This is a genomic window from Paenibacillus sp. 37 (genome assembly GCF_008386395.1).
Lineage (GTDB): Bacteria > Bacillota > Bacilli > Paenibacillales > Paenibacillaceae > Paenibacillus > Paenibacillus amylolyticus_B.
Genome location: NZ_CP043762.1, coordinates 257,959 through 272,198, shown reverse-complemented (window position 1 = coordinate 272,198; position 14,240 = coordinate 257,959). Strand labels below are relative to the sequence as shown.

Below are 14,240 nucleotides of genomic sequence, written 5' to 3'. Positions count from 1 at the left end.
TTTAAATTATAATTTTTGCATAAGTTCGTAATACGTAGACATCTGTGTAAAAGCCATAAAGACAAATGGAAACACGAGATACAAAAAGATGATCATGTACATTGGAGTGAAACCGATCATGCGACCCCAGCCTGCTTTTGCATTGATCATTTCCTCGTAATCCTGTTTTCTTTGTTCGAAATAGTAATTACGTTCAGTTTCAAGATCATCAAAAGCTTGTTTGACTGGAATTTTTTCTACAGCTAACTGAAGTTTTTCAATGGTTCTCACGAGTGGAGCAAATGGCGCATCGATCATCAGTTGCTCAAGAGCAAGTTCAGCACCACTCTCATAGTTCATAAGGCACTTATGTAGTGGAGCCTTGAAAATTGAAGCGAATCTTTCCATCCATTCAAGAATGACCTCAACCGATACTCGATCGATTTCACTGAGCATCGCAATGATGGTATGAAATTGGTCCACTTCATTTTGCATATCCATTGCTCTCATTCTCTTCTGGAAGAGAAGTACCCAATAGGGTAATTGATAACCCACCCAACCCATTAATAAACATATAAGGATTTCCCACCACTTCATGTATTCGGAATTAATCCGATCCATTTTTGCTAGGATCCTTTCTGTTGAAGCATTGAGTAGAGTATCGTTTGTTGCAACTTCGGGGTCTTGCTTAATCATCTGAACTACACGATCCTGCAGATTATTGTCTTTCACCTCCTTCATATGTTTAATGATAGTACTATCAAAATCAGTGATGGATTTTGCCTCACGCAACTCCTCTTCGGACATTCGACCAAACATAGAATTGTTTTGCGTGGGTGACTCCAGCACATCTTTGATTGCGATGTGATGCATTAATACGAATGAGAACACCAGGCCAATAGAAAGAATGATCGTCAGAACAAAACGATGAAGGTAATGCCACTCCATGGGATAACCCGCATTAGCATCCTTAATTAACTTACTTATTTTGAAATGCTGTGCTGTTCTTTTGGCTGGTTCAAGACGGTCTACTATCCATGAAACAATTTTTGATTTCAAAAGAAGTTTTTCCCAAGAACGTTTTTTTGTTTTCGCTACATAGGTCCCTTCTTGTTGATCCTGCATTTTTTTTAAGAGGATATATGATAACAAAACAGATGCAAATACAACTATTTTCGTTATGAATCCTAACTTGCTAGAATAGAAAGCCTCCATCGCAGGAAATTGCTGACTTGCCCAAAGTTCTATTGGTTTTGTGAAGATAATAGGTGTAACTGCAATGACGGTAAGACCTTTGAACAAGTAATTTAATCGAGTTCTCTTTAGAATTTCAAGGTTAACCTCACTGGCTAACTTATTGAGATTACTGAGATATAGAGATCCATCCTTGATTGTTTTATCACCGAATTCTTTTATTAGAAAGGACATGCCTGCAAATGCCTTCAAGAAACGGTTTGGAGCTTGCTCATAGTATACGGTTAGGCTCTCTTCTGGATTTACAGAGACTAAGACCTCATGAATTTTTTTAGCGTGTAGTGCAGCTTCATACGATGAAGATTCTGATGCTTGACGAAGAGCCTCTTCTACACTGCCATGCTGATGATAGTGATGTCGTACATCTTTGAAGAGTTGATCTCGTAATTGAATTAACAATCGATCATCCACTTTATGTACAAGGGTATCGATTAACATGCCATTCACTACGATAGCTGCAAGGAACAGCATGAAGATGAATGTGAAATCATGATTCATTAATAACAAAACTAGAACGACAGCAGCAATTGTTCCAAGTGTGTAAAAAACAATTCTCATGGTTTCTCTTCGCATTGTGAATTCATCATACGAATGGATGGCTTGCAATCTCTTTCGAATCTTTTGGATATAATTTCGCAAGAATGGTACTTTATTGTACGCGATGTACGAATCTTGCATAAATCGATGAATCATCTGTTTACGATTTGATTTCTTATTCCCGGTGAGCATCTCATAGCTCTTATAATGTTCCTGGGAACCATCGCGCTCGGATCTTCTTGAAATGATCTTCATTACGATATAGAGTACGATGCTTAGGACCACTGAGGTTAAAAGAATACTGACTGCAATAGCCTTCAAATCCATCCTTCTTACCCCCAGTTTTCCTGCATAAATTGTTTAAAGCCTGCTTGATCAACTTCCGTAAGATTTTCAAGCATTTCTTTGACATTGTGATCAGAGATTGGATGAACTGCAACATAACCACCATCACGATATTCAATAATATTTCGTTCATCGAATACTTTCCGATTTGTAGATCTCTTCATATACTTAATGAATGTTTCCATGAATGTAATTTTTCTCTCTTCTGAATCACTCATAGTCCGGATATCGAATGGAATATCTTCATCATCATGAAGTGGTGTACATTCTGTGATTCTCTCAATAAATCGATGTCCGTTACGCTTACGAACTAAATGAATATCGAAATTTAGGACATTCACAACTTGTTCTTCAGCTATTTTCTCATCACTGAAAACATTCATTTTGAGCAATGAATTTCGGAGGTAATGAACGAGCTTTTTAAATGTTCTCGCATGGTGTGTAAAAAACATATCTGCTTGCTGTGCCATTTGAATCATATAAGGTACCGCAGCATCTGTTGCTACTTCTCCCAAAATAAATGCTGTTCCGTCTGTTTTCTTTTGAATATCCAAACCTTGTTGTCCAGTAATAGAGTCGGTTTCTCTAAAAGTGAGGATATTTCGATTGCCGAAAATCTTCCTCAAATGCAGCTCAAATGCCATCTCGTGGACACGAATTGCATGAGTTTTATACATTTCAAGAACCATAGCCATAAGTAACGTTGTTTTACCAGAACCTTGTGACCCGGTTACAGCTGTTACACGCCCTCCTCTAACTAGATACCTGATGAGAAGAATAACTAACATCCGATTTTTTTCTTCTTGGCTGATGAGTTGCTCGAGTGATGCTTTTTGTGTATCAAACTTACGATTGAAAAATGCCCAAGACTCAGAGAAACCAGGACGGACAACAACGATCCGTGAACCGTCTTTCATTTCATTTACTTTGTAACCATTCGATTCTGAGAGTTGTCCTGGATTATTGTAACGATAGATATTTTGGCAGACACGTTTAAGTTCAGCTTCAGATCCGAAACTCAAAAACGACATATGGATCGGTTTACCTTTATACAAAATCCAAACACTGTCATGACTATAGGGTGTAGGTTTCTTATTAACACGATCCGCAAAGAAAGCCATATCATCGAAAGGTTCAATCTGATCAATGGGTACACCAGAAACCCCACCTGACACTCCATCAATCTTCATGTCTCTTATTTCATCAATTACTGAGAAACCTTTATATTGCTGATAGATTCTTTGGACAATAATCATGAGCTTATCCTCAAAAGAAAGTCCCTTGGATTCCTTACGATAAACCTCTTCAATTTCTTGAGGTGTAATAACGTAATATTCGTCTTCTACTTCTTCTTCAGGATTCTTCAGCTCATCTAACTTGTATCTATCAATGATCTGACCTAAAGCATTTACCCCATGTTTTTGTTTGTTTTGAAACAACATAATTTCAAACTTATCTTGTAGGGAGAGAGTTTTCTTATTATCAAACGGAATAATACGATTGATATTTTCATCATTTAAGTCATATGTTTTCAAGAGAAGATCAAAAATCGTATTTTTGACATAGTTTTTATCACGAATATCTCCATCTGTGCATCCCTTTAATGATTTTTGCAACATCAAACGCTGATTCATCCGTCGATCAAATTCTTCTTCAGTTAACCCCAAATGCTCCATGTTACTTGTTGTCAGATCATTAATGGCTGTTTTTACATATTCGGTAATTCCAGCTAAAGTGTACTTCTGATCTATCTCACGAGGGTCGCGTTTGGGTTGACGTTTTTCAGTCATTTTAAAATAGACGTAAACACCAACAAGAAATAGCATTACTAGAATTAATCCAAGATTCACAAGATGACTAATACTCATACCTTAAGCCCCCTGCTCACTATATATCTTTGTATCAACTCCAGCGGCTTCAAATATCCCTTTAGCCAGTTTTCGAACTTCACTCAGAAAGAAGTGATTTTCATGTTGGATTCCGATATTTTTATTTCGAAAGAAAAATTGAACTACTGACTTATCATTAAGAGCATCCATGTAACCTGTGCAGTGAGGAACGGTATATATAGGTGCTTTTGGTTTATACATTCGTTTAATGTTGGAAACAGAATATTTGGAATGACGATCATATTGACCAAGAACAATTACAACTTTTTTCTCTTTGAGGAACTCTGGTTCATCAGTGAAGAACTCATCTAAGACCGCTTTATTTTGGTTGAGATTAACTACGATTACATCTGAGGTCGTCAGGACCGAATTCGTTAACTTGTTTCGCATCCCACTACTCACATCAATCAGAGTGAGATTATAGTAATTCTTTGCCGCATCGAAAATACTTCCGATTACTTCATGAATCATGGAGAACATTTCTTCATTAGGTTTCACTGTTCCACGCAGTAGTTCTAAACGATCCCGCAGAACGGTGTCGGTGTAGTCTTTTACGATCTTTGGAGCCAAGCGATTACTGCGAGCTAGTCTCTCTAAGGCGTCGATGCCTAAGCTCGAATACTCTGAACTATCAAGATCCTTTTCGTTCAGAAAAGTAGATTCCAAAGACGACATACTCCAATGTGTGTGACTCACAAGCGTTTTGGTTAAATACTCCATCCCAATGAGTGTGGCCACAGCAATCAAATTGGATGAGTTTCCTGACTGACCATGACGGTTACTCCAAAATGCTACTTGCCCCATGCAAAGGACCTCCTCGTAAGTTCTTTCATAGAACTTTTTATTAAATTCGTTTCAAGTTCCGAAATTTCCGCCGTTAATTTCTTAATAATCCCTTTATAGTTCTTTGAGAGACGTCGAATGTTTATTTTTCCTTGGTGTTGGTTATTTATTTTTGTTACATAATCAATTTCATCATGTAGTAATTCAAATGGCTCTTCAGACCAACTGATAGGGAGGTCTGTCAGAATTGTCTCGAGGTAATCCTCGGCAATATTGCCTTCTACATGATTAACCGAGATTTTAGTAACATCTGTTTTTGGACTTTTACCGTCAGAATGTTCTTTTCCGAATAAAACCTTTACTAAATCAACTGTTTTATCTATGCTCATTTTTTCTGGCGTAGCGGCAATATATTTGGTATGAAACGAATTGAACTCCTCTTTGTTCAAAAATGAAATATCACTGCAGTGAACAATGAGTTGCTCATAATCATTTTTTGCAATTAAGGTTTCGATTTCATCAAAAGTTTCGTAGCCAACTGCTACGTCAAACCCATCAAACTCTACTACTTTCATTTGCGATGTCGTCATTGGTGTTGGTGTGTTGTTCTGTATGTACTTTTCTGTTGTGCCATCAACTAAAAGTACTTTCCTCCCAGAAATTGAAATGACTTTACCTACATATTGAAGCAAATCACTTATATCTGCTGATCCAAGAAATAATGATCTTTTCATGCTGCCCCTCCGTTCTATTTCACTAATGGCTGCCCAAAAACGTCTTTCTGTTTTTCTTCGCTTGTAGAAGTATCCAGTCCGGACTCTATCGGCTGAACAATTTCCTCTTTACTTGCTTCCGTAGATTGAGTTGTTGGAGATGAATCTATAGAACTACCTGGTGTTGTACTCGGTTCTGCACTTGTATCGGGTATAGGTGCCCCCTGTGTTCCGGTTACTGCTTCGTTATTTTGCTGATTCGTAATTTGGTTGTTAGCAACCTCTTGTTGTAAGATCACACTTCCATTTTGGATTTTCATTTTATCTGCTTCATCCATTTGAGAGAGATTGTTTTCTAGTACTTGTCTTACATTTCTTTTTAATTGCTCTTTTGCGAATGTCAGAACATTCGGATCGGATTGAATAAGGTCAATTACTTTCAGGTTAGCTGGATAGTTTGGAATTGCTTTTTCTTGCATATATGGATCAGAATAAGTAACGGCATAAAGTTTGGCACCGTTAAGGTATGCATCAACGATCGCACTAGTCATTACTAACAATTCAGCTTCATTAATTTTGTACCAAACAGTTGTGCCGGAAAGATCTTCAACTTTTTTCTTTGATAGAACGATAAAATCTTCACCTGTCGGGAAGGTTAACCGTACGTCTACAAATTGACCTTTTTTCAGTTTAGTTGGAAGTAACATCACATTGTACTCTTGTATCCGTTGATCACGAGGGGTTGGACCGTTATCAAATACCATTGAATTGATTACGGGTGTATTCTCACCTACATCAATTTTAACGATCTTTCCATATAGATCATCTGGTGTCTGTACCATGTTAGTTGGAGCATCTGTTTCAGGAATTTGAATAACTTTCAAATTTTCCTTCTTAAGCTTGTCCCCTTCTTTTAGCGGTTTGGATGCTACTACGACTGTTTTCATAGTTGATTGTTGGTGCTGGAGTAATGCCTCTGCTTCAACGAGTTGAGACTCATAATGCATCCTTAACACTTTTTGCTCTTTAGCTTGCTGCTTAATGAGGTAGATGGCGCCACCAGTTGATAAAACTCCCATAGATAGAGCCCCTACAACACCAGCTATAATCAAATTTTTTGTACGCTGCCTTACTTTGGACAATTACATACACCCCTTATCTTGAAATAAAGAAAATTAACAAAAACATAAGTATAATTGTTGCTAGTAAAAGAATGGATCTCTTTATCATTTTCTTCTTCTTTGTAAAGCCTCGATCAAACACTAGATCAAATTGTTCATTCGTATCATCCTGAGAGTCAAAAGGATCAGAGTGAAAAGGGATTTCTAATGCATGGATTCCCTCATTATCTTTTTCGATATCGGCAATGCTTTGTTTGCTGACAAGAGGGACCATAAAGATGCATCTTTCGAGATCAACATGATTGGATGACAGAAATCTTTTGATGTTGTGCTGTTTCCACTCACTACCTGATGCAACTACAACTTGGGTACTTGCCCGGTGAAATTCAGATATGTGTTCAGTGGTTTCATAAGTCCCCATATCTAGAACAATATGTGTATGTTCTGAATTCAGATGGTCAGCCATTTCAAATTCATCTGCTGATTTTACGTAAGTTACGCCTTCAATTATGAATTCATCATTAAGACGGGTGTCTACGTTTTTACCTTCGTAGGCTTTTTCGATATAAACAAGTTCGTTATTTCCGCTCAGTTCTAATAACTTAACTGAATATCCATGACTTGCCAGATAATTTGCTATCAATATAGAAGAGTGGGTTGTTCCTACGCCTTTTTCGATACCGACTACCGAGATGACTGATTTACCGACAATTCGGTCTCTGACTACGATCTTCTGCTTCAGATCAGGTAGCGTCCAAAAATCTGATTCTTCTAATTCTTCTTCCATGATGTCGGGTAAGATTGTTTTGTTTGTTTGCTTGTTACTCTTCACCAGATGTTCTTCATCTTCATCCATTTCTTTAGAAGAAGAATTTATTTCATTTGATGTATTGGTACTAACCTCACCTTCCTTCACATTTTGTTTATCCTGTCGTCTGTGGGCCTTATCTTTGTTATGTCCCTCAATATTAATGGTTATAGATTGAGCACCATTTACAAATCTTCTCCACGGTATTCCTTGATCATAATTCCGATACTTTTTAACTTCACTATAAGGTAAAGGGTGGTCTATACATTTAATTAACTGTTTAATATTCAAGGGTTCAGATTTTTGTGATTTTAAAAATATATTGTAAATCCCCATGGATACTAGTTCAGCAAGTAAAGGATGACCTTGCTTTTCATCCGATAAAAAAATTATCGAGCTTTTACTGAAATCTTCTCGAATTCTATCGATTACATCTGCGAGGAACTCGTGCCTTTTATCAGATTGCTTTACAGCGAGAGAGCTTGAGATAATGACTGCATCTAAAGTGGTTGAAGGGTCTTCTTTGATTAGATGAAGCCTCTCCACAAGATGATCAACTACAACGCACACTTCTAATACATGAATGTTTTCATTTTCAAAATGTTTTTTTAAAGCCTCTGCAAAAGCAGGATTAGGAATGGCAATAATAATTTTTTTCTTATTGAGTTGCTCAAAATCAGGTGCCATTCATTGCATCTCCCCTTTGTTGGCTCCAAATAATAGTTCCAAGAACCTTCTCTATCTTCTTTATCTCGTCAGGTGTGGGTGGCTTAAGTCCATTTTCCAATCTACTGACTCTCACTTGAAATGATCCTATGTAGTTTGCAAGATCTTTTTGAGTCATATCTTTTCTTGTTCTATGGATACGCATCAGTTCCCCAGGTGTATAATCCAATCACTATCACCCCTTTCCTTCAGGGTAAGAAAACAAAAAAAAGCACGCTTAATGCCTAAGGCATTGAGCGTGCTTCGCTTTTTTTGAGGACCCGTCCGGATCATATTTGGTTTATTTATACACAATATAGATTATTAACTGGTTTGTGTCAACAACTTTGATTTCAATTTTTTCACTGTATCCTCTTTTCTCTAGTAAATCGTAGTACTAGTTAAGTCGCATAATCTTCATGCAGTGTAATATTTATATAGTTAAAAATATATTATGTAATATAAAACTGAATACTATATTGTTCATTTAACACTTAAGTATTCAGTTTTGTGTGTATTACACTTGACTCTTTCTCTACTATCCACCAAAATAGAGTATAAGTATATTTATACCGAACTGGAGGATATCATGGGTATCACAGTATCTATAGGAGTACAAAAAGGCGGAGTGGGTAAAAGCTCTACTACATGCATTACGAGTTATCTTTTAGCTGAAAGAGGATTTAAAGTTTTAACTGTTGATTTTGATTCGCAGGGTAACACTACACAAATATTATCAGGAAAAGACATTTACTCTTTTGAAGATAATACAGTACTAAACGCAATTATCGATTTAGATCCTGCTAAGTACATTGTTAAAGTGAATGAGAACCTGGATTTATTGCCGGCCGATGACATCCTATCGACATTAGGCAGAGCTTTAGGAAATGTAAACAGAGTTGTTCCTACCTCTCTAAAAGAAACATTGGATATCATAAAAGACCAGTATGATTTTATCCTTATTGACCAGCCACCTAACTTAGGCGATCTTTCAGTATCTGCATTATCTGCTAGCGACTATGTGGTAGTTATGCTACAATCGGAACCTTTATGTTTTAAAGCTATCCCAAGGTACCTTCAATTGGTGGAACTTATTAAAGAAAGAATTACGCCTACATTAAAGTTAGCTGGCATTCTACCAAGTATGTCGGATTCCAGAACTCGAATTGACTCTTCAATTATTGATCAAGCTAGGGAAGATTATGAGGACTGGGTATTTGATACTGTAATTAAAAGACGTAATCGAATTAAAGAGTATTCTATTCTTGGTATCCAAAACACAACAAAAGAGGACCGAGATGCTCTTGAGCAATATCAACAATTTTTAGAGGAGTTGCTAAACCGTGTCCAAAAAGGATCAGTTTAAAAAATTGTTGGGTGATAGTGGTACTACCGGATCAGATCAAAAAAATCGTATATTGAATGATACTCTTATAAGTGGTAATAATTCTTTGCCACCTGTTTCAGATGAGAATAAACATTCAAGTACTGATTCGGATATATCTACAATTAATCCAGCAGAGGAACAACCAATACAAGAACAAGCAACACAACAACAGCAACAACCACCAACACAACAACAATCACTACCAGTACAACAACCTTTAGTACAGCAATACCAACAACCAGTACAACAAGATCCTGCTAAAGAGTTAATTCAACAAGAAACTCAAGAGGCGAAACAGAACAATGAGCAAGCACCTGTTAGTTCTCATCCACAAGTTTCAGCTGTTAACGGGATATCAAGTATTATTTCATCTTTGTCAAACACAGTTGATTTAAAAGTAGAAGAAACACATACGCGTAAAACGTATCTAATCGAAAATGAATTGTTGGCTGAATTAGATAAGTTATGTGTTGGTAAGAAAAAAGGCTACAAAACGAAAATGATTAACTCTGGTCTAAGAATTGTGCTAGAATTAGTGAATGAAAATAAGGAATTTAAATTATAAACTTACTGATTTTCAAAATAAGAAAGAGGTACAAAGAGCAAATAAGCCCTTTGTACCTCTTTTTAGTATTTTATGCTATAAACAATTTAAACCGTTTAGTGATTTGAGTGAGAACCTATTTACGGTTTTGAATTTTATTCCAAACATTTGTAGGTTTAGTATCATCCGAGTTGCTTCCAAATCTGTTATTAGGCTCTGAAATTTCTTCAGTGGTTGAAGCAACTTCTTCTTCAATTTGATTTTCTTGCTTTCGATTGAATACAGATCCCCCAAAGCCTCCAGAAGCGCCACCACCAAATTTGTTGGCTCCTCGTTTTTGATATGGATTAAAAGTGGATTGTTTTACAGATTCCATTACACCTGAGATATTCAGTTCGATATCTTTGTTTTTCACCTGTTTTTGTTTTTCTAACATTTCATCATATTCTATAGTCATTTCAACGACTCGGCTTGGTAAAGTCATCCCACTAAAAATAGTATAGACAACCGCGTATTCATCAAACCAGATAGGATCTCCATATTTTCCTTGAGCTGTATCATTAAACTCTGATATTACTTGTTTAATAGTCTGCTCTGTTTTGACATCTTTGAATATTGATGCACTTGATGGTCTAAGTACAAAACCACCATACATTGTTGCAGTTTCATAATCATGACCACAAGAAAAGTAGCCCAACTGAATACTATTTCTCATTTTACTATTCAAAGTATTACTTTCGTAAGGGGCTTCAATGCTAGCTTTGTGAATACTCAAGAAACCACCTGACAGTTGTACGATTTTAATAAAGTCCGAAGGATCATAAGTACTATTGTCTGATCCAAAGTTAGCAGGAATCAAGTTAGCCTCATGGATAGTACTTATAATCGCATCGTTCCCTTCATCTTTCCAAGAAATCAAAGTACTACTGTTCAGTCTATTCTCTTTTTTGGTTGTAAAGTCGTTAAATAGTTTCTTGTTATCAGTAAGAATTACACTACCAAGTGGTTTTTCTTGACCTGGACTAAATAGCTCATTTTGAAGTTCAATGAATTCTTTGATTTCTGCGAGGAGAAGAATTGCATTAGACATTTCAGTGAAATCATCAAATGGACTTGAGAGCAAAAGAGTTATAGGGACCGGAAAAAACTGTTCTTTTATTAAACTTAACACTAGTGAAATAAAGCCTGTACCAAAGCCCCCACCAGCTCCAGCGCAAATAAACAAATGATCAACATCCATGAATTTTCTTTCCATTGCTTCAATCAATTGATTACGCATCTTGTCTGCATTTGGGTTCAATTGTGGATCGAAATTCTCAACAACAAGAGAAGGTGTTCGGGCAGCACCTCTGAAATCTTCAAAATGTATGCGATCTTCGACCGGAATGTTCTTAAGATGAAGCATGTCATTTTTAGAAAAATTCACGGCAAGGCTAGGATATATTTGTTTTCCATTTGCATATGTATAACCTGCAAAAATATCTGCATCTTTGTTACCTTTCTGCCCTGCTCCAATTACACCAAATCTTAGAGAGACGTCATTGATTAGTGCATTTTCGTTCATGAATGTAAGTACTTTACTATTAGATAGACCCATTAGAATTTTCCTCCTCATATTGTTTTGCTACATATTCTGTGAATGCTTTACCGTCATCAGAAAGAAAGAACTTATGTTGCCTTTTGCTATACTCGAATGATATTAAACCAGCGAACAAAAGAGCATCTATTGCTGCAACAACTGGATTTTTAGAATAATCCTCACTCATCATAGAGATGATGTCTTTTTTTGGGATGAGATTGTTGTCTGTAATAATGCTCAATACCGATATGTGAGCCTCACTTAATTTATCAAGAAATGCTCGATAATGCACCTCTGTATAAAGTTTTTCTGACATGCTCAGTCTTCACCTCCCCCTGATTAGAGGTCACCTTAAGGTCACCTCTGGGTTACCTTAAGTATATCGCTTTAATATTAATTTAGCAAATATATCTAAATATTATTTTAAGAATGCTATCTTATCTAATATGAATTCTGTAATACTCTATCTGTTATAACGATTTCTCGTGTGAGACATTTTTATTAAAGCTGTTAATTTAGAGTGACCCTAGGGTGACTCTATTTTATTTAAATATAGTCATATTATCATTATTTACATTAGGGGAGAGTATAAACGCTTTTCTACTCTTCTTAATGGTCTGTTGGAGAGTATCCACAATAGTAGTGTGATTTCTCTCATTTATTTTTATAATATTTCGTTTCTGAAAAATATTACACTCAAACAATATTATGATGATTTTAATGACTACATTAATGATTGATTCAGTGATAACTTTGGTGACTGAGTCACTATTGTTATCACTGAACTTGTCACGATGTCTGTCATTGCATATATCGACCACAAAAGGTCGACAAATTCGTTGTCACATAAGGTTTTTTTCTGTTAATCTCGACATACTGCTTTATGTGACAAGAAATTAGGGTTCATAAAGGTTAGTAAATATGTATCATATTCAAGCAAATTTATAAAGGAGTTGTCATCAAATTGGATGTTCGAACAATACATAAACTTTCTCCGACCAAGTGTAAGATAATTGAATGTCTCTTTATTTATAGAAGTCTTACCCCGTATCAAGTGTTTTTTCTTTTGGATCCGGATAATATTCCTTTAACCTATCCTCATTTCTCATGGGAACTACTTAACTTATCAAAAATGAGAAGCACATGGAATCAGTTGGCTCAAATGCAGAAGACCGGTATTATTCAGGTGGCAGCTAAACTTAATAATGATACGAAGGTTTTAACTTTATCAGAAGAAGGATTATCTATAGCTTACAGCCTTTTAGATATCCCTGAGATTGAAGGTTATCGAAATACAGGTTGGAATAATCAACACGGTTATTTTCCATATGAACTTTATCGCGCTCCAAAAGAGAGACTGCAAAAACATCATAACTTGGGTATTGATTTCAATGTTTTAATGGAACTCTTATCTTTAAAACATAATTTCACATATGATTTTATTGATAATAGATACGCTTCAGTTGAGTTCTCCTCTATGGATGAAAATACTAAAATAGAAACTAAGAAAATTTTCAGGCCCGATGGAGAGTTTATTATTCGACCTAATGGTACTGACAAGGAATTTCACTGTTGGGTTGAGTTTGATATGGGAACGGAGAAAGGCAAACTTTTATATGAGAAGTTTTCTAAGTACAATCAATATCTGTCATATATAAGCCAAGGGGTTGAGAGAGATTCTTTAGCCACATCTATACCTAGTACTATTTTTTTTGTAACGACTGCGCGTCAAAGTATTTGGTCTCGATGGCTGAATATTCAGCGGAATTATTTGAACACCATTAAAAACTGGAGCACATTTTTAAATTTGTATGTAGGAAATATTGAATCACTTGAAAGTTTGGTGCTTTCCTTTATAAATGAAGGAGACTTATTTAAAAATAAACTGAATTTAAACTTAAGACCACTCCTTAATGATCAAGCTTTTATTGGACAACCTAAGCCCTCCAAAAATCTCACGAATGCCTCCTCCCTTTCAAGTTTTTGTTATCTTTATGGTAACGAAATGAAGATATTAGGTTGGGAGCCGTATTTTACAGTAACTCGTCTTAAAAGCAATGAACATCAGGTTTTTCTTTATGTTAAGTTCGACGAATATGAAACTGGTGGTATTTGTAAGGCAATAGATTTCGCTTCAAAATTCGAAACTATTGAATCCATGAAAAGGATTAATGCAATTGAGGTTATCCCTGTTTTACTTTACTCGGATAAAAAGCCACACTCTCTTGATTTTATTGGTTGTGATCAGAAGGTTAAATTCGATTCTATCTTTAAGAAGTATCTTTGGCATAATGTTTCTGAGAATAAGTGGTTCGATAAAAACGGGAAACATATTCAATCCAACCCCTTAAATTTATTTCTTGTTGAATAAATTTTTTGTGTCTTATAGATAACTACAGTCTAGACGCTCTGCGTCACGATTAAATCCTCAAATTCTTATACTGAATATTTTTCGAATTCTACCCATTCTTCAATATAATATTGACTTACCTTGTGTACTTTTAGAATCTTTTTTATAGGATTCAGTCACTTATTCAGAAATATATTACAAAACTTAATACTTGAATGAATATATTACGTAACACTAAAATATTTA

General features: G+C 35.8%; 12 protein-coding genes. 3 read left to right on the top strand and 9 right to left on the bottom strand.

Going from position 1 to position 14,240, the window contains the following annotated elements; all coding sequences use genetic code 11:
- Positions 1–6: 6 nt before the first annotated feature.
- The 7 genes from F0220_RS31215 to F0220_RS31185 are packed head-to-tail and all read right to left on the bottom strand — an operon-like array spanning position 7 to position 8,324.
- The gene (locus tag F0220_RS31215; RefSeq protein WP_149847064.1) at positions 7–2,097 is read right to left on the bottom strand and encodes a hypothetical protein; all 2,091 of its coding nucleotides are present in this window, start codon (positions 2,095–2,097) and stop codon (positions 7–9) included.
- A gap of 5 nt (positions 2,098–2,102) precedes the next feature.
- A complete protein-coding gene (locus F0220_RS31210) occupies positions 2,103–3,983 on the bottom strand; it encodes a Flp pilus assembly complex ATPase component TadA (protein WP_100526653.1) in 1,881 nt (626 codons plus the stop codon).
- Positions 3,984–3,986: 3 nt separating this feature from the next.
- A complete protein-coding gene (locus tag F0220_RS31205; RefSeq protein WP_100526654.1) occupies positions 3,987–4,808 on the bottom strand; it encodes a chromosome partitioning protein ParA in 822 nt (273 codons plus the stop codon).
- Complete coding sequence (locus tag F0220_RS31200; RefSeq protein WP_149847063.1) at positions 4,796–5,521, bottom strand: hypothetical protein; 726 nt, start codon at positions 5,519–5,521, stop codon at positions 4,796–4,798. Before F0220_RS31200 ends, F0220_RS31205 begins: the two co-directional genes overlap by 13 nt.
- 14 nt (positions 5,522–5,535) lie before the next feature.
- The gene (locus F0220_RS31195; protein WP_149847062.1) at positions 5,536–6,642 is read right to left on the bottom strand and encodes an SAF domain-containing protein; all 1,107 of its coding nucleotides are present in this window, start codon (positions 6,640–6,642) and stop codon (positions 5,536–5,538) included.
- 13 nt (positions 6,643–6,655) lie between these two features.
- Positions 6,656–8,116, bottom strand: a complete 1,461-nt coding sequence (locus F0220_RS31190) for a hypothetical protein (RefSeq protein WP_101314355.1) — start codon at positions 8,114–8,116, stop codon at positions 6,656–6,658.
- On the bottom strand, positions 8,106–8,324 hold the full coding sequence (locus tag F0220_RS31185) for a helix-turn-helix domain-containing protein (RefSeq protein WP_100526658.1): 219 nt from the start codon (positions 8,322–8,324) through the stop codon (positions 8,106–8,108). Before F0220_RS31185 ends, F0220_RS31190 begins: the two co-directional genes overlap by 11 nt.
- Positions 8,325–8,723: 399 nt before the next feature.
- Here F0220_RS31185 and F0220_RS31180 point away from each other — a divergent pair, with 399 nt between their 5' ends.
- Both F0220_RS31180 and F0220_RS31175 read left to right on the top strand, forming a co-directional pair.
- Positions 8,724–9,500, top strand: a complete 777-nt coding sequence (locus tag F0220_RS31180) for a ParA family protein (RefSeq protein ID WP_091036754.1) — start codon at positions 8,724–8,726, stop codon at positions 9,498–9,500.
- On the top strand, positions 9,478–10,086 hold the full coding sequence (locus tag F0220_RS31175; protein ID WP_149847061.1) for a hypothetical protein: 609 nt from the start codon (positions 9,478–9,480) through the stop codon (positions 10,084–10,086). Before F0220_RS31180 ends, F0220_RS31175 begins: the two co-directional genes overlap by 23 nt.
- A 115-nt stretch (positions 10,087–10,201) precedes the next feature.
- On the opposite strand, the gene F0220_RS31170 is transcribed toward F0220_RS31175, so the two are convergent.
- Positions 10,202–11,662 carry an FtsZ/tubulin family protein gene (locus F0220_RS31170; RefSeq protein ID WP_180361806.1) on the bottom strand — a complete coding sequence of 487 codons (1,461 nt, stop codon included), beginning with the start codon at positions 11,660–11,662 and terminating at the stop codon, positions 10,202–10,204.
- Positions 11,649–11,960, bottom strand: a complete 312-nt coding sequence (locus F0220_RS31165) for a hypothetical protein (protein WP_091036763.1) — start codon at positions 11,958–11,960, stop codon at positions 11,649–11,651. The genes F0220_RS31170 and F0220_RS31165 overlap by 14 nt, the downstream gene beginning before the upstream one ends.
- Before the next feature lie 750 nt (positions 11,961–12,710).
- Here F0220_RS31165 and F0220_RS31160 point away from each other — a divergent pair.
- Positions 12,711–14,015, top strand: coding sequence for a replication-relaxation family protein (locus F0220_RS31160; protein WP_149847060.1), 1,305 nt, complete (start codon positions 12,711–12,713; stop codon positions 14,013–14,015).
- The last annotated feature ends 225 nt before the right edge of the window (positions 14,016–14,240 follow it).